The following is a 16389-nucleotide window of genomic DNA, read 5'->3' on the forward strand; positions in this document are numbered from 1 at the left end:
GTCCTGGGTGCCCGAAAAATGATGCAACTGATGGGCTGAAAGGCCTTTTACAGCACAAAAACAAACGCCCCGAACAAGTCGGGGCGTTTGGCTTAAGGCCTGTCAGCGTGTTTTCACACAGTCTGCGAAGGCGCCTTTTTCATTGTTGCTTGGTTCAACCGATGAACTTGGTCGCTAACCAGAACAATCCGGCCGACAGGCTCACGGTTGCCGGCAGGGTCAGGACCCAGGCCAGCAGGATGGTCTTGACGGTGCCGCCTTGCAGGCCACTCTTGTTCGCAACCATGGTGCCGGCCACGCCCGAGGAAAGTACGTGGGTGGTCGATACCGGCAGGCTGAAGATGTTGGCCATGCCGATGGCGCAGGCTGCGGTAATCTGTGCCGACATGCCTTGGGCGTAGGTCATGCCCTGCTTGCCGATTTTCTCACCGATGGTCAGTACCACACGCTTCCAGCCGACCATGGTGCCCAGGCCCAGGGCCAGGGCGACCGCGAGGATCACCCAGAACGGTGCGTACTCGGTAGTGGCGGTCAGGTCTTTGCGCAGTTTGTTCAGGTCGGCCTTCTCGCGGGCCTGCAGGCTTGGCAGCTTGCCGACCTTCTTGGCGGTGTCGTCCAGGCAAAGCAGGTAACGACGCACTTCAACGCGTTTTTCCGGCGTCAGCGAGCGGTACTCGGTTACGCCCTTGAGGGACTCGAGCAAGGCATTGATGGTCGGCTCGGTCTGCTGCGGATTGCAGCTGAACTGCTCTGGCAGGTCGCCATTCTTGGCTTTGCCCAGGGCGAGGAACTCACCCAGGGTCGCTTCATTGCGCTGATAGAACTGGCTCAGGTGCAGGGTGGCGTCGCGAGTCCGCTCGATCTGATAGGTGGTGCTGTTCAGGTCGAGCACGAACTTTGCCGGAACGATACCAATCAACACCAGCATGATCAGGCCAATACCTTTCTGGCCATCGTTGGAACCGTGCACGAAGCTCACGGCCATGGCCGAAATCACCAGCACCAGGCGGTTCCAGAACGGTGGGTGCTTCTTATCGTCGAGCTTGCGACGCTGTTCAGGCGTCTTGTGCATCTTCGACAGCGGGCGCCACCATTTCAGGCTGAGCAGTACCAGGGCTGCCACGGCAAAGCCGGCCATGGGCGAGAGCACCAGGGACATGCCGATGTCGATTGCTTTCTGCCAGTTGACCCCATCACCCAGTGGGATGTCGCTGATCAGGGCGTTGGCCAGCCCAACGCCGAGGATCGAGCCAATCAGGGTGTGGGAGCTGGAAGCCGGAATACCGAAGTACCAGGTGCCCAGGTTCCAGGCGATGGCGGCGGCCAGCAAGGAAAAGACCATGGCCAATCCATGACCGGTGTTCACATTGATTAGCAGCTCTACCGGCAACAGGTGCACGATGGCATAGGCCACCCCGACACCGCCGAGCAGCACACCAAGGAAGTTGAACACCCCGGAGAAGAACACCGCCAGGTGCGGGGGCATGGCTTTGGTATAAATGACTGTAGCTACCGCGTTAGCGGTGTCATGAAAGCCATTGATGAACTCGAAGGCGAGTACGAAGGTCAAAGCGAGTAGTAGGCTCACCAGTACCCAGGCATCAAGTCCGCTGAATAAATCGATCATGAAGGTTTTCTGACCCGGTCATAAGGGGGCGCGATTATGCCAGAAATCCCTGCTAATCGATGCACCTGCCGCTGACCGGTCCCAGCCGTTCAGTCGCATTCCCGGGCTGGGGTGTGCCCGTAATGATTGCGTAAATGTCGGCTAAAATCGGTAAAAATCTAGAAAATATAAGGGTTTACAGCAAAGGGTATTCCACATTAAAAATTCAAACGACTGTATGAAATTTGTGAGAATCCGTTACGAGCTGCTCGGGGAGCTGTAACGATCAGCCCCCGACACTTTTCTCAAGTACCAGTCATCCGACTGCCATAGGCAAGGCAGCAGAAGCGAGGGCTAGGGCTCGTCGGGCTTGAGTTCTTTCTCGATCTTTTGCAGTTCCTGGGCGAAGGCCTGGTCAAGAATGCTTGCGCGTTTGCGCCAGGGCTTGCGCTCCGGGTCGGGCTGGGCGGCGTAGGTGGTGACTTCCCCGCCGTAAACTTCCTTGTAACGTTGTTCCTGGCGCTCAAGTTCCGCGCGCAGTTCGTCTTTTGTCACAGTGCTACCTGTTGGTTGTGAATAAACTCTGGCGTTAACGCGTGAGGCTGCGCAAAAACGCAACATGTACGTGGCTACGCTGCCAGAGCGTAATTACTGTCGCAGCAACAGTAGGTTCTGAATAGGCAAGGCGATACGAACAACAGGGTGTTCAATCTTGTGGCACTTGCATCAGGCCCGCTCCCTACGACTTCAGGCAAGTGTGGATTGGATCCTACAAAGGCCTACTGGGTAGTGGGTACGGAACTTGATTATAGCAAGCAAGTTCCATCGCCGTATCAACTCTGTTGTTTCGGCAATGGCAACAAAAACTGGCTTTTGTTACGAGCTTGTTAAAGTTCGCTCGCCGTTTCGCTTAAGAGGTTACTCGAAGCGAAAAGTTCTCCGGCAGTTGGCAGCTGTTGCTGGCTAAGCAAGAGGGAGGAAAAACGGCCTCGCTTCGTGGGCAAGGCCGTGCCTGGGACTTCTACGGCGGGTACCTGACCAGTCTCTCCAAGAAGCCACATCGTGGCAGTGGAAAGGTATAAGCAATTGAGGGTAGCGGTCAATTGCGATTATCGGTCGTTGGTTCGATAATCGCCCCAGTGACCGTGTTGTCGAGGTGAACCATGACAGAAGAAACATCGCCCAAAGGGCCCGGATTGAACGATCAGGTGCGCAGTTCGTTTGCGTCGCTGGCACCGCCCATCGTCGCTTCACCGGCCAGGCGTATCCAGGCCTTCACCGGTGATCCCGACTTCATGACCTCGCTGGCCCGCGGCCTGGCGGTGGTCCAGGCCTTCCAGGAACGCAAGCGTCACTTGACCATCGCGCAGATCAGCCACCGTACGGAAATTCCCCGTGCCGCGGTGCGCCGTTGCCTGCATACCTTGATCAAGCTGGGGTATGCCACTACCGACGGGCGTACCTATTCGCTGTTGCCCAAGGTCCTGACGCTTGGCCATGCCTACCTGTCGTCCACGCCTTTGGCGGTGTCGGCCCAGCCGTATCTGGACCGCATGAGCGATCAGTTGCACGAGGCCTGCAACATGGCCACTCTTGAAGGCGACGACATCCTCTATATAGCCCGCTCGGCCACAGTGCAGCGTTTGATTTCCGTAGACCTCTCGGTAGGTGGCCGGCTGCCAGCCTATTGCACCTCCATGGGCCGGATCCTGCTGGCGGCGTTGGACGATGCGACCCTTCATGAATACCTGGAACACGCCGACCTGCAGGCCAAGACCAGTCGTACCCTTCACGACCCGATGGCGCTGCTCGAATGCCTGCAACAGGTTCGCCAGCAGGGTTGGTGCGTGGTTGATCAGGAGCTCGAGCAGGGCCTGCGCTCGATTGCCGTACCGGTCTACGATGCTTCCGGCCAGGTGCTGGCAGCCCTGAACGTCAGCACCCATGCCGGTCGGGTCAGCCGTACCGAGCTTGAACAACGTTTCCTGCCGATCATGCTGGCGGCCAGTCGTGACTTGAGCACCCAGCTGTTTGCCTGATGCTGCACGTTCCTGTTCGATAAACGCACAGTGTTGCGTTTATCGAATTGCGCAGCTTTCGACCTGTTATTAATGTCCTTCGCACCAATCGATCTGTCTTGATCGGTTGTGTCGCCCATGCGCGCCCCGCACATACGCGCGCTCCTACTGGATAAAAATAATGAACAGTCCGCAAGCTGCTGTCGGGAACTGCCTTGATGTGCAGTCCTTTATTAATGAACAACCGCTGTCGCGCTATCAATGGCGTGTGGTGATTCTGTGTTTCCTGATTGTTTTTCTTGATGGCCTGGATACCGCTGCCATGGGCTTTATTGCCCCGGCGCTGTCCCAGGACTGGGGGATCGACCGCGCCAGCCTCGGCCCGGTCATGAGCGCGGCCCTGATCGGCATGGTCTTTGGGGCCCTGGGCTCAGGGCCTTTGGCTGACCGCTTCGGACGCAAGGTGGTACTGGTGGGCGCGGTAGTGGTATTTGGTGCCTTCAGCCTGGCCTCGGCCTACAGCACCAATGTCGACCAGTTGCTGGTGCTACGCTTCCTGACCGGCCTGGGCCTTGGCGCCGGTATGCCCAACGCCACCACGCTGCTCTCTGAATACACCCCTGAGCGGCACAAGTCGCTGCTGGTCACCAGCATGTTCTGTGGCTTCAACCTGGGTATGGCAGGGGGCGGATTTATTTCGGCCAAGCTGATCCCGGCGTTCGGCTGGCACAGTTTGCTGTTGATCGGTGGTGTGTTGCCGCTGCTGTTGGTGGTGGTGCTGGTGCTCTGGTTGCCGGAGTCGGCACGCTACCTGGTGGTGCGCAACCGCGGCACCGATAAGGTGCGCAAGACCTTGGCGCCGATCGAGCCGGCCATTGTCGGCCAGGCGTCGAGTTTCAGTGTTCCGGAGCAAAAGACGGTGAAGGCGCGCAACGTTTTTGCGCTGATTTTCTCTGGCACTTACAGCGTCGGCACCTTGCTGCTGTGGCTGACCTATTTCATGGGTCTGGTGATTGTCTACCTGCTGACCAGTTGGTTGCCGACTTTGATGCGTGACAGTGGCGCGAGTATGGAACAGGCCGCGTTCATTGGTGCCTTGTTCCAGTTCGGCGGAGTGCTCAGCGCTGTCGCCGTGGGTTGGGCCATGGACCGTTACAACCCGCACAAGGTCATCGGCACGTTCTATCTGTTGGCCGGGGTGTTTGCCTACGCAGTGGGTCAGAGTCTGGGCAACATTACCTTGCTGGCGACCCTGGTACTGATTGCTGGCATGTGCGTCAACGGTGCGCAATCGGCCATGCCTTCGCTGGCGGCGCGTTTCTACCCGACCCAAGGGCGCGCCACCGGCGTGTCGTGGATGCTCGGCATCGGCCGCTTCGGCGCCATTCTCGGCGCCTGGATGGGCGCCACCCTGTTGGGCCTGGGCTGGAACTTCGAACAGGTGCTGACGGCGCTGGTGATTCCGGCCGGGCTTGCCTCGGTGGCGGTGATCATTAAAGGCATGGTTAGCCACGCAGACGCGACTTGATAGCCTCATCGCGGGCTTGTCCCGCGATGCTTTCACATCCTTAGTACAACAACAATCGGTTCGATAATCGAACAGTTAGTCGATTATCGGATTGTAGCGCTCTCAGCCCCGTCTTAATCTGAAGGCCTACCGGCGCCACCCAAGGCGCCTTGCACACCGACCTCGACTCAGCACATCCAGGAGTCTGCAATGGCTGAAATCCTCTCGCTCCACGACGCCGTGAAGCAGTTCGTCCACGACGGTGACAGCGTCGCCCTCGAAGGCTTCACCCACTTGATTCCGACTGCCGCCGGGCATGAAATCATTCGTCAGGGCAAGAAACAGCTGACCCTGGTTCGTATGACCCCAGACCTGATCTACGATCAACTGATCGGTGCCGGTTGTGCGCGTAAACTGATTTTCTCCTGGGGCGGTAACCCGGGGGTGGGATCGCTGCACCGTCTGCGCGATGCCGTGGAAAAGCAATGGCCGCAGGCGATGGAGATCGAAGAGCACAGTCACGCGGACCTTGCCAACGCCTATGTTGCCGGTGCCTCGGGCCTGCCCTTTGCGGTGCTGCGCGCCTACGCCGGTTCCGACCTGCCCAAGGTCAATCCGCTGATCAAGAGCGTGACCTGTCCGTTCACCGGAGAAGTGCTCGCCGCCGTGCCTTCGGTCCGCCCGGATGTGACGGTGATTCACGCGCAGAAAGCCGACCGCAAGGGCAACGTGCTGCTCTGGGGCATTCTTGGGGTGCAGAAAGAAGCAGCCCTGGCGGCCAAGCGTTGCATCGTCACCGTCGAAGAAATCGTCGACGACCTCAAGGCGCCAATGAACGCCTGTGTGCTACCCACCTGGGCACTGTCGGCCGTCTGCCTGGTTCCGGGCGGTGCACACCCGTCCTATGCACATGGTTACTACGAACGCGACAACCATTTCTACCAGGCCTGGGACCCGATTTCCCGCAGTCGCGAAGCCTTTAGCGCCTGGATCGATGAGTACATTCGCGGCACTGCCGACTTCAATGAATTCAAGGTAAAACTGGCCAACGCTGCGGAGGCTGCACAATGAGCTACTCCACCAATGAAATGATGACCGTCGCCGCAGCCCGTCGTCTGCGCAATGGTGCAGTGTGCTTCGTCGGCATCGGCCTGCCCTCCAAGGCCGCCAACCTGGCCCGCCTGACCTCCTCGCCCGACGTGGTGTTGATTTATGAATCCGGTCCGATCGGCGCCAAGCCAAGCGTGCTGCCGCTGTCCATCGGTGACGGTGAGCTGGCGGAAACCGCCGACACCGTAGTGCCGACCGGCGAGATTTTCCGCTACTGGCTGCAGGGTGGGCGTATTGACGTCGGCTTTCTTGGCGCCGCCCAGGTTGACCGCTTCGGCAACATCAACACCACGGTGGTCGGTGACTACCAGCAACCGAAAGTGCGCCTGCCTGGCGCCGGTGGCGCGCCGGAGATTGCCGGTTCCGCCAAGCAGGTGCTGATCATCCTCAAGCAATCGAACCGCGCCTTTGTCGACAAGCTCGACTTCATCACCTCGGTCGGCCACGGCGAGGGCGGTGACTCGCGCAAGCGCCTGGGCCTGCCTGGCGAAGGGCCGGTGGGGATCATCACCGACCTGTGCATCATGGAACCGGAAGCCGACACCCACGAGTTCGTCGTCACCTCGATTCACCCGGGCGTGACCCGCGAGCAGATCATTGCCGCCACGGGCTGGGCCATTCGCTTTGTCGACAGCGTGCAGACCACTGCCGAGCCGAGCGAAGCCGAGCTCAGCGCCTTGCGCGATCTGGAAGCGCGCACTGCCGCCGCCCACGGCCAAGCGCCAGGAGAAGCCTGATGCGTGACGTATTTATCTGCGATGCCATTCGTACCCCCATTGGCCGTTTCGGTGGCGCCTTGGCAGGCGTGCGTGCCGATGACCTGGCGGCAGTGCCGATCAAGGCGCTGATCGAGCGCAACCCGCAGGTTCAATGGGATCAACTGGACGAAGTGTTCCTCGGTTGCGCCAACCAGGCCGGAGAAGACAACCGCAACGTCGCGCGCATGGCATTGCTGTTGGCGGGGTTGCCGGACAGCGTGCCGGGAGTGACCCTCAACCGTCTCTGTGCCTCGGGCATGGACGCTGTCGGCACTGCTTTTCGCGCCATCGCCAGTGGCGAGATGGAATTGGCGATTGCCGGTGGCGTGGAGTCGATGTCCCGTGCTCCGTTCGTGATGGGCAAGGCTGACAACGCCTATTCGCGCAACATGAAACTGGAAGACACCACCATCGGCTGGCGCTTCATCAACCCGTTGATGAAGGCTCAGTATGGCGTCGATGCCATGCCGCAGACCGCCGACAATGTCGCCGACGATTACCAGGTCTCGCGTGCCGACCAGGACGCCTTCGCCCTGCGTAGCCAGCAACGTACCGCTGCAGCCCAGGCGGCAGGCTTCTTCGCCGAAGAGATCGTGCCCGTGCGGATCACCCACAAAAAAGGCGAAACCATCGTCGAACAGGACGAGCACCCTCGGGCCGACACCACCCTTGAAGCCCTGGCGCATTTGAAACCGGTCAACGGCCCGGACAAAACCGTCACTGCGGGCAATGCCTCGGGAGTCAACGACGGTGCCGCGGCACTGATCCTGGCCTCGGCTGAAGCGCTGAAAAAACACGGCCTGACGCCACGCGCGCGGGTCCTGGGCATGGCCAGCGCGGGCGTGGCGCCGCGGGTCATGGGCATTGGTCCGGTGCCGGCGGTGCGCAAGTTGAGCGAGCGCCTGGGGATGGCGGTCAGTGATTTCGATGTTATCGAACTCAACGAAGCCTTCGCCAGCCAGGGCCTGGCCGTGCTGCGCGAACTGGGCCTGGCCGACGACGCTGCGCAGGTCAATCCCAATGGCGGCGCTATCGCCCTGGGCCATCCACTGGGCATGAGTGGCGCGCGACTGATCCTTACCGCCTTGCATCAACTGGAGAAATTCGGCGGCCGCAAGGGCCTGGCGACTATGTGCGTCGGGGTAGGTCAGGGCCTGGCCCTGGCTATCGAGCGGGTGTGAATCAATGACCCCGGCCGCCTGCCTCCACGCAAGGCCGGTGGCCCGGGGTGATTGTTCTGTGCTACATGGGTGTTACTCGGCGGGTCTAGACTCCCATGTCTATGCGAACGGGCGCGCTTTGTTGAAGGACCTTTCATGTATCAACGACCGGATAATCAGCTATTCGATGCCTATTTCACTGCACCGGCCATGCGCGAGATCTTTTCCGACCGTGGCCGGGTCCAGGGCATGCTCGATTTCGAGGCCGCGCTGGCCCGTGCCGAAGCGGCGGTCGGGGTGATCCCGCAGGTCGCGGTGGCGCCCATCGAGGCCGCCTGTCATGCCGAACGTTATGACTTCGGCGCCCTGGCCGAGGCCATCGCCGTTGCCGGGAACTCGGCGATTCCGCTGGTCAAGGCGCTGGGCAAGGTGATTGCCAGCGCTGTGCCGGAGGCCGAGCGCCATGTGCATCTGGGCGCCACCAGCCAGGATGCGATGGACACCGGGTTGGTGTTGCAGTTGCGCGAAGCGTTGGCGCTGCTCGAAACTGACCTGGCGCGGCTGGCCGATTCGCTGGCCCGCCAGGCGCAGACGCATGCCCAAACCCCGTTGGCCGGACGCACCTGGCTGCAACATGCAACGCCCGTTACCCTGGGCATGAAGATCGCCGGCTGGCTGGGGGCCTTGACCCGCCACCGCCAGCGCCTGCAGGAACTCAAGCCGCGTTTGCTCACCCTGCAGTTCGGCGGCGCCTCCGGGACTCTGGCAGCGCTGGGTGACCAGGCCCTGCCGGTGGCCGAAGCCCTGGCGGCGCAGTTGAACCTGCAACTGCCGGAACAGCCCTGGCACACCCAGCGCGACCGTCTGGTGGAGTTCGCCTCGGTGCTCGGCCTGATCGCCGGCAGCCTGGGCAAGCTCGGTCGCGACATCAGCCTGCTGATGCAGACCGAAGCGGCGGAAGTGTTTGAGCCCGCAGCTCCGGGCAAAGGTGGCTCGTCGACCATGCCGCACAAACGCAACCCGGTGGGTGCAGCCGTGTTGATCGGTGCAGCGACGCGGGTACCGGGGCTGCTGTCGACACTCTTTGCGGCCATGCCGCAGGAGCATGAGCGTAGCCTGGGCCTGTGGCATGCCGAGTGGGAGACCCTGCCGGAAATCTGCTGCCTGGTCTCTGGAGCGTTGCGCCAGGCGCAGATCATCGCCGACGGCCTTCAGGTCGATGCGGAGCGTATGCGCCATAACCTCGACCTGACCCAGGGCCTGGTGCTGGCTGAAGCGGTCAGTATCGTCCTGGCCCAGCGCCTGGGTCGTGACACCGCTCATCATTTACTGGAAACCTGCTGCCAGCGCGCAGTAGCCGAACAACGCCACCTGCGCGCCGTGCTCGGCGACGATCCGCAGGTGCGCGCCGAACTCTCGGCGGACGAACTCGATCGTCTGCTCGATCCGGCCCATTACCTCGGTCAGGCCCGTGTCTGGGTCGAGCGGGCGCTGGCCGAACATCACCGTTTTAATGCTTGAAGGAGGCTGCAGTGGCACAGGTACAACTCGCCGATGGCGCACTCAATTATCAACTCGACGGCCCTGAAGGCGCGCCGGTGTTGGTGCTGTCCAACTCCCTGGGCACCGACCTGCACATGTGGGACACCCAGGTGCCGGCCTTTGCCGCGCACTTTCGCGTACTGCGCTATGACACTCGTGGCCATGGCGGCTCGCTGGTAACCGAGGGTCCTTACAGTATCGAGCAACTGGGCCAGGACGTGCTGGCGCTGCTTGATGCCTTGAAGATCGAGCGCGCGCATTTCTGTGGCCTGTCCATGGGGGGCCTGATCGGCCAGTGGCTGGGGATCAATGCCGGCCAGCGGCTGAACCGGCTGATCGTCTGCAACACCGCCGCCAAGATCGGCTCGCCGGACACCTGGAACCCGCGTATCGAAACGGTGTTGCGTGACGGTCAGGCAGCGATGGTCGGCCTGCGCGATGCTTCGATCGAGCGTTGGTTCACCCCGGCCTATTCCTCGACCAACCCCGACCAGGCCAAGCGCATCACCGACATGCTCGCCGCCACCTCGCCGCAAGGCTATGCGGCCAACTGTGGGGCGGTACGTGATGCCGATTTTCGTGATCAACTGGGCGAAATCAAGGCCCCGCTGCTGGTGATTTCCGGCAGCCATGACGCGGTCACTCCCCCTTCGGGCGGGCTGTTCATTCAGGAAAATGTGCAGGGCGCCGAGTACGCCGAGTTCCAGGCCGCGCACCTGTCCAATGTCGAAGTCGGCGAGCCATTCAGCCGCCGGGTGATCGACTTTCTGCTGGCCCGCTGAGGAGCAATTGGTGGACGAAAAACAACGCTACGAAGAAGGTCTGAAGGTGCGTCGCGCGGTGCTTGGCGACGCCCACGTCGACCGCAGCCTGAACAACCTGACGGCGTTTAACAGCGAGTTCCAGGAAATGATCACCCGCCATGCCTGGGGTGATATTTGGACCCGCCCGGGCCTGCCACGGCATACCCGCAGCCTGGTCACCATCGCCATGCTGATCGGCATGAACCGCAACGAAGAGCTCAAGTTGCACCTGCGCGCTGCCGCCAGCAATGGCGTGACCCGTGAGGAAATCAAGGAAGTGCTGATGCAGAGCGCGATCTACTGCGGCATTCCGGCGGCCAATGCGACCTTCCACCTGGCCGAGTCGGTGTGGGATGAGTTGGGGGTTGAGTCCAGAAGTTGAGCCAAATCGCGGGGCTTGCCCCGCGAAAGGTCGATCAACGAATCGCCACCGGCCCGGCATTGCGTTCGATGGCCTGCTTCAACTGCGGCCGCATCCCCAGCAGAAACGCCAGCTCCGCCACCACGAACAACGGCCCGACGATCAACCCACTCAGATCATCGACAAACGCCGGCTTGCGCCCTTCGTAGTGGTGCCCGACGAACTGGATCACCCAGCCAAGCACGAACAGTCCCAGCCCCGCACTCAACCAGACCATCGTGCTTTGCAGCGCCAGCACTTGACCGGCCCATAGGCACAGGCCAAGCAACAGGGCCATGATCAGTCCGAATTGCGCGTCCAGGCGCAGGTAGAACCAGCCTGTCAGCAGTGCCACCAACAAGGCCGGCGACCCCCACATCCCGGCCAGATCCAGCCCCGGACGTGACAGCAGCACCGTCACGGCGACCACGATCATCGGAATGCCGACGAAGTGGGTGGCGATATTGCGCGGGTCACGGTGGTAGGCCGCATATTGACTGAGGTGTTCGACCAGGCTTTTCATTATTGTTCCTCCTGTAGGGTGACGTGAGCATGCCCTGCAGGCATTCTGGCTGTCTGTCGGCTAGCCGACAGAGTTGACCTTCGAGGCGTTATGAGCAGCGATCCCACCTGGCACCAAATCCTGCTCCAGGGCCACTGGTTCAAGCATCTGCCTCCGTTCCTTCAGGATAGCCTGCCGAGGTTGGCCCGCTTGCGCGAGTTGGCGCCGGGGCAATACCTGTTCCAGCGCGGGGATGCGCCCTGCGGCTTGTACGCAGTGCTGTCAGGCAGCATGCGGGTCGGTGCGGTCAGTAGCGAAGGCAAGGAGGCGTTGCTGACGCTGGTAGAAACGCCGCACTGGTTCGGCGAAATCAGCCTGTTCGACGGCCAGCCGCGCACCCATGATGCCCAGGCGGAAGGCGCGGTGCGCCTGCTGTGGATACCTCAGGCCGCGCTGTTGGCGTTGCTGGCGCAACACCCTGAGCATTGGCGCGACTTCGCCTTGCTGATGAGCCAGAAGTTGCGCTGGGTGTTTGTCGCCCTGGAACAGCAGAGCCTGCTGGCAGCGGCGCCTCGGGTCGCCCATCGGCTGCTGCAGATCGCCGCCGGTTATGGCGAGATGGACGGCAGCCGCCGCGTGTTGCAACTGTCCCAGGAGCAATTGGCGTTGATGCTGTCGCTGTCGCGCCAGACCACCAACCAGATCCTCAAGTCGTTGCAACAGGAAGGGGCGCTGCGGCTGGGGTATGGCGAAATCGAGATACTCGATCCCGCCCGTCTATACGCCTTGGCTAGTCCGGCTGGAACGGCGACTCGCTGAGGATCACCCCGGTTTCCTCGACATACTTCTGCCATTCGCCCAGCAGTGCCTGGAGCTTGGCCGGTTGCACCTGGGCCAGGTCATCGATTTCGCCCGGGTCGCTGGCCAGGTCATACAACTGCCAGGTGGCCGGACCCACCGGCCCAGGGATGTACACGGCCTTCCACTGCCCCTGGCGAATCGCCCGGCGGCCGAACAGTTCCCAGCCAGTGACGGTATTGTCGTCATGCACCTGTTCGGTCTCGCCGGACAGGTAACCCAGCCACGACTTGCCGCGCAGGGCCGCGACATCGCGCCCGCGCCAGCGCGTGCCGGGATGACGCACACCGGCGAGGTCGAGCAGGGTCGGGGTGATGTCCATCACCGTGCTGAACTGATGGCTGATCTGTCGCTGGCGCGCCAGGGCCGGGTAGTGCACCAATGCTGGCACACGAATGCCGCCTTCGCTGGTAAAGGCCTTGTACAGCCGTGAAGGCGCGGTGGCTGCCTGCGCCCACTGTGGGCCATACCAGACGTAGGAGTTGGCCCGGCCGATGTTTTCCAGGCTGTTGTCGTAGTGCTGATCCAGGTAGCTCGCCAGGTGCGGGCCGAACTTGGGGAAGGCTTCAAGCAGCGCTCCTTCGGCACCATTGTCGGACATGAACAGCACCAGGGTGTTGTCCAGCTGTCCCTGGTTGCGCAGGTAATCCAGTACCCGGCCGATGTTCCAGTCCATGCGCTCGACCATCGCCGCGTAGACCTCCATGGACCGCGCCGAACGCTGGCGCTGCTCATCGCTCAGGCTGTCCCAGTGGTTGTCCACCGGATGGGCACGGGTGTCGGTGGCGATCAGGCCTAGCTGGCGCAACTTCTCCAGACGTTCCTGACGCAAAATTTCCGGGCCGGCGTCATAGCGCCCCTTGTAGCGAGCGACCACTTCGGCCGGCGCCTGCAGCGGCCAGTGCGGTGCGGAGAACGGCAGGTAGGCGAAGAACGGCCGGCTCTGGTCGCGCTCCTTGAGGTACTGCAGCAGTTTGTCGCCAAAGGCGTCGGAGGAGTAAAAGCCTTCAGGCAATTGCTCGACGAAGGTCTGGTCTTCGATATACAGCGCCGGGGTGGACTTGAGCAGGCGCGGGGTTTGCTCGTCATAGGTCGGCTCGAAACCGTAGTGGTTGGCCGCGCCGGGCAGCAGGGCGAAAGAGCGTTCGAAGCCACGGGCATGGGGCGCCAGTTCAGCTTTCAGGCCCAGGTGCCACTTGCCGCTCATCAAGGTCTGGTAACCGGCTTCGCGCAGCAGCTCCGGCAGCGCCACCACACGGTCGTTGAGGTAGCCCTCGTAGCCGGGTTTACCGATCAGCTCCGGGGTCAGGGCTTCGGCCATGGTGCCGATGCCGGCGATGTGGTGGTCGGTGCCGGTCAGCAACATCGAACGGGTTGGCGAGCAGGTCGGCGCGGTGTGGAAGTCGGTCAGGCGCAGGCCGGCGCTGGCCAGGGCATCCAGGTTCGGTGTGGCGATTTCACCGCCGAAGGCGCCGAGGTCGGAGAATCCCAGGTCATCGGCAACGATGACCAGAAAGTTGGGGCGTTGGCTCATGGTTGGCTCTCAATAGGCAAGGTAGGAAAGGGGCAGGTTGTGGATCTGTGCGGGCGCGGCCGGCAGGTAGCGGTCGTCGGCGGTCAGTTCGTGCAGCAATGCCTCGCGCAGGCGATGGAAGTCGTAGCTGGCGCGTTGGCGCGGGTGCGGCAGGTCGATGCTGTTGATGCGCTTGATGCGCCCCGGGCGCGGTTCCAGCACCACCACCCGGTCAGCGAGAAACAGCGCTTCCTCGACATCGTGAGTCACCAGCAGGGTGGTGATGCGCGCGCGTTCGCGGATTGCCAGCAGTTCCTCTTGCATCTGCTGGCGGGTCAGGGCATCGAGGGCCCCGAAGGGTTCGTCGAGCAGCAGGATCCGTGGGCTGGCCACCAGGCCACGGGCAATCGCCACGCGCTGAGCCATGCCGCCGGAGAGCTGGTGCGGGTAGGCCTGGCTGAAGTCCTGCAGGCCGACCAGGGCAATGTATTCGGCGATCCGCTGCTCGCGCTGGTTGCTAGGCAAGGGTTGATTGACCAGGCCCAGGGCGATGTTTTCACGCACCGTCAGCCAGGGGAAAAGGCGGTGCTCCTGGAACACGATGCCGCGTTCGCTGCCGATGCCGGTCAGCGCCTGGCCGTCGATCAGGATCTGGCCCTGGTAGTCGTTGTCGAGTCCGATCAACAGGCGCAGCAGGGTCGATTTACCGCATCCGCTGGCGCCGACAATGGCGACGAACTCGCCGTCGGCGATCTGCAGGTTGAAGTCGCGGATGGCCTCCAGCTCACCCCCCGCCACCGCGAAGTGTTTGCCGACCTGATTGAAACTGACCAACGGATGGGCAATGGCATTCATGCTCGTCTCCAGCGCGTGGCGCGCGATTCGATGTGTTGTCCGAGGGCGCCCAACAGCGCGCCGGTGAGGCCGACCAGGAGCATCCCGGCCATGATCAGGTCCATGCGCAGCAGTTGCTGGGCACCGATCATCAGGCTGCCGATACCGCCCCCGGAGGGCATGAAGTACTCGGCGCCGATGGTGCCCAGCCAGGCATAGATCAGGCCCACGCGCAGGCCGGCGAAGATCCCGGCTGCCGCGCCGGGCAACACCAGGCGCAACAGGCGCTGGCGCAGGTCCAGGTGCAGCACCCGGGCGGCTTCGTCCAGCTGCGGAGAACGGTTGGCGACGCTGCGCTGGGTGGCAATGAACAAGGGGAAGAACGCTGCCAGGCCGACGAACACCCACTTGGCCAGCTCACCGAGGCCGAACCAGGCGGTGAGCAGTGGCACCCAGGCGAAAATTGCGATCTGCCGCAGACCGGCGAGAGTAGGCCCCAACAGACGTTCGGCGGGCCGCGATAACCCCAGCCACAGGCCCAGCACAAAGCCCAGGCCGCCACCGAGCAGCAAGCCACCCAACGCACGACCGACACTGACCGCCAGGGCAGAGGTCAGCGAACCGTCGAGCACACCGTTCCAAGCGGTGGTCAACACTTGCCTGGGCGCTACGAGGATGTTGGCATCGATCCACTGCAACTGATTCGCCAACTGCCAGATAACCAGCAGCGCCAGGGGGAGCAGCAAGGCTTGCAGGTGTTCGCTGCCGTGCAGACGTTGCCCCCGCAGCTCGGCGCCGGGCGGGTGGGGCCAGTGCACCAGGCGTCGATCCAGCCAGCCGAGGCCACGGTCCATGGCAAAACCGAGCAGGCCGATAACGCCGATGCAGACAAAGACGATATCGAGCATGAACAACTGCCGGGCCCAGACCATCAGGTAGCCGATGCCTTCACTGGAGGCGAGCAGTTCGACTGCCAGCAACGACGACCAGCCGGTGGCCAGGGCCAGGCGAACACCGGCGAGAAAGGCGGGCAAGGCGGCGGGCAGGATCAACCGGGTGATCAGCAATCGGCGCGGCAGCTTGAGCACGGCGGCCGCTTCGCGCAGACGCGGTTGCGCATCGCGCACACCAACCAGGGTGTGCAGGGTGACCGGCACGATGATCGCCTTGACCAGCACCACCAGCTTGAGCAGTTCGCCAATGCCGAACAGCACCATGAATAACGGCACCCAGGCCAGGGTCGGGATCTGCGCCAGGGCATTGAAGGTTGGCAGCACCAGACGTTCGGCGCGACGGCTGAAGCCCAGCCAGGCACCGAGCAGGGCACCGCTGCTGACCCCGGCCAACAACCCTGTCAGCAAGCGTTGCAGGCTGATTGCCAGGTGCGACCAAAGCTCGCCGTGAGCCAGCTCCTGCGCGCTGTGCCAGACCAGGCTGGGCGCTGGCAGTATCTGTTCGCTCATCCATTGATTGCGGCTGGCCAGCCACCACAGCAGTGCCAATCCCGCTGGCAGGTACCAGGCCAGCAGGTGTGCCCGGTACGGTTTTCCGACATTTCGCCGACGACCTGTCGGCGTGGCCAGGGGCAGGCTGGGGAATGATGCTCGGGCCAAGGCGGACCTCCGTGGATTAGCTATTTTCATATTCCTTTCTGGTATATTTTTTTAAAAATAAATTCGAATAGGTGATAAGAGAGCGCATTTAAAGCAAGCCCATAGCCGCGTATCCAATGCATTCGAAGCATATTTTTCTTGTGCCGCAGGCATGGCCTGCGGGGA

At 62.2% G+C, this 16389-nt stretch carries 15 protein-coding genes; 9 read left to right on the forward strand and 6 right to left on the reverse strand.

From position 1 onward, the window contains the following. Positions 1-154 precede the first annotated feature (154 nt). Complete coding sequence (locus ACRESH_RS21170) at positions 155-1627, reverse strand: inorganic phosphate transporter (protein WP_431743803.1); 1473 nt, start codon at positions 1625-1627, stop codon at positions 155-157. 333 nt (positions 1628-1960) lie between these two features. Then, entirely contained in the window at positions 1961-2161 is a 201-nt protein-coding gene (locus ACRESH_RS21175) for a hypothetical protein (RefSeq protein ID WP_136474755.1), read from the reverse strand. A 608-nt stretch (positions 2162-2769) separates the two neighbouring features. On the opposite strand from ACRESH_RS21175, the gene pcaR reads away from it, so the two are divergent. The 8 genes from pcaR to pcaC all read left to right on the forward strand — a co-directional run bounded on the left by pcaR (position 2770) and on the right by pcaC (position 10886). Next, positions 2770-3645, forward strand: a complete 876-nt coding sequence (pcaR, locus tag ACRESH_RS21180; RefSeq protein WP_431743804.1) for a pca regulon transcriptional regulator PcaR — start codon at positions 2770-2772, stop codon at positions 3643-3645. A 160-nt stretch (positions 3646-3805) separates the two neighbouring features. Further along, positions 3806-5152 (forward strand): MFS transporter, encoded by a 1347-nt coding sequence (locus ACRESH_RS21185; RefSeq protein ID WP_431743805.1) that lies wholly within the window; start codon positions 3806-3808, stop codon positions 5150-5152. Positions 5153-5341: 189 nt separating this feature from the next. Continuing rightward, entirely contained in the window at positions 5342-6202 is an 861-nt protein-coding gene (locus ACRESH_RS21190; RefSeq protein WP_431743806.1) for a CoA transferase subunit A, read from the forward strand. Then, entirely contained in the window at positions 6199-6978 is a 780-nt protein-coding gene (locus ACRESH_RS21195) for a CoA-transferase subunit beta (protein WP_431743807.1), read from the forward strand. Before ACRESH_RS21190 ends, ACRESH_RS21195 begins: the two co-directional genes overlap by 4 nt. Beyond that, positions 6975-8180: a 3-oxoadipyl-CoA thiolase gene (gene pcaF, locus ACRESH_RS21200; RefSeq protein WP_431743832.1), complete on the forward strand. Its 1206-nt coding sequence runs from the start codon at positions 6975-6977 to the stop codon at positions 8178-8180. The genes ACRESH_RS21195 and pcaF overlap by 4 nt, the downstream gene beginning before the upstream one ends. A gap of 135 nt (positions 8181-8315) precedes the next feature. Further along, positions 8316-9680 carry a 3-carboxy-cis,cis-muconate cycloisomerase gene (locus tag ACRESH_RS21205; protein ID WP_431743808.1) on the forward strand — a complete coding sequence of 455 codons (1365 nt, stop codon included), beginning with the start codon at positions 8316-8318 and terminating at the stop codon, positions 9678-9680. A gap of 11 nt (positions 9681-9691) precedes the next feature. Continuing rightward, positions 9692-10483, forward strand: coding sequence for a 3-oxoadipate enol-lactonase (pcaD, locus tag ACRESH_RS21210; RefSeq protein WP_431743809.1), 792 nt, complete (start codon positions 9692-9694; stop codon positions 10481-10483). Positions 10484-10493: 10 nt separating this feature from the next. Continuing rightward, positions 10494-10886, forward strand: a complete 393-nt coding sequence (gene pcaC, locus ACRESH_RS21215) for a 4-carboxymuconolactone decarboxylase (protein ID WP_431743810.1) — start codon at positions 10494-10496, stop codon at positions 10884-10886. 34 nt (positions 10887-10920) lie between these two features. Here pcaC and ACRESH_RS21220 read toward each other — a convergent pair whose 3' ends face one another. Next, positions 10921-11427: a DUF962 domain-containing protein gene (locus ACRESH_RS21220; protein WP_431743811.1), complete on the reverse strand. Its 507-nt coding sequence runs from the start codon at positions 11425-11427 to the stop codon at positions 10921-10923. A 90-nt stretch (positions 11428-11517) separates the two neighbouring features. Between ACRESH_RS21220 and ACRESH_RS21225 the strand changes: the two genes are divergently transcribed. Further along, positions 11518-12225 carry a Crp/Fnr family transcriptional regulator gene (locus tag ACRESH_RS21225; protein ID WP_431743812.1) on the forward strand — a complete coding sequence of 236 codons (708 nt, stop codon included), beginning with the start codon at positions 11518-11520 and terminating at the stop codon, positions 12223-12225. Here ACRESH_RS21225 and ACRESH_RS21230 read toward each other — a convergent pair. Genes ACRESH_RS21230 through ACRESH_RS21240 form a run of 3 tightly spaced genes read right to left on the reverse strand, consistent with a single transcriptional unit; the run spans position 12197 to position 16224 of the window. Next, on the reverse strand, positions 12197-13798 hold the full coding sequence (locus ACRESH_RS21230) for an arylsulfatase (RefSeq protein ID WP_431743813.1): 1602 nt from the start codon (positions 13796-13798) through the stop codon (positions 12197-12199). The two genes, ACRESH_RS21225 and ACRESH_RS21230, sit on opposite strands and share 29 nt — an antisense overlap. 9 nt (positions 13799-13807) lie before the next feature. Then, positions 13808-14632: an ABC transporter ATP-binding protein gene (locus ACRESH_RS21235; RefSeq protein ID WP_431743814.1), complete on the reverse strand. Its 825-nt coding sequence runs from the start codon at positions 14630-14632 to the stop codon at positions 13808-13810. Further along, positions 14629-16224, reverse strand: coding sequence for an ABC transporter permease (locus ACRESH_RS21240; protein WP_431743815.1), 1596 nt, complete (start codon positions 16222-16224; stop codon positions 14629-14631). The genes ACRESH_RS21235 and ACRESH_RS21240 overlap by 4 nt, the downstream gene beginning before the upstream one ends. Positions 16225-16389 lie beyond the last annotated feature (165 nt).

This window comes from Pseudomonas sp. (assembly GCF_050739775.1).
Classification (GTDB): domain Bacteria; phylum Pseudomonadota; class Gammaproteobacteria; order Pseudomonadales; family Pseudomonadaceae; genus Aquipseudomonas.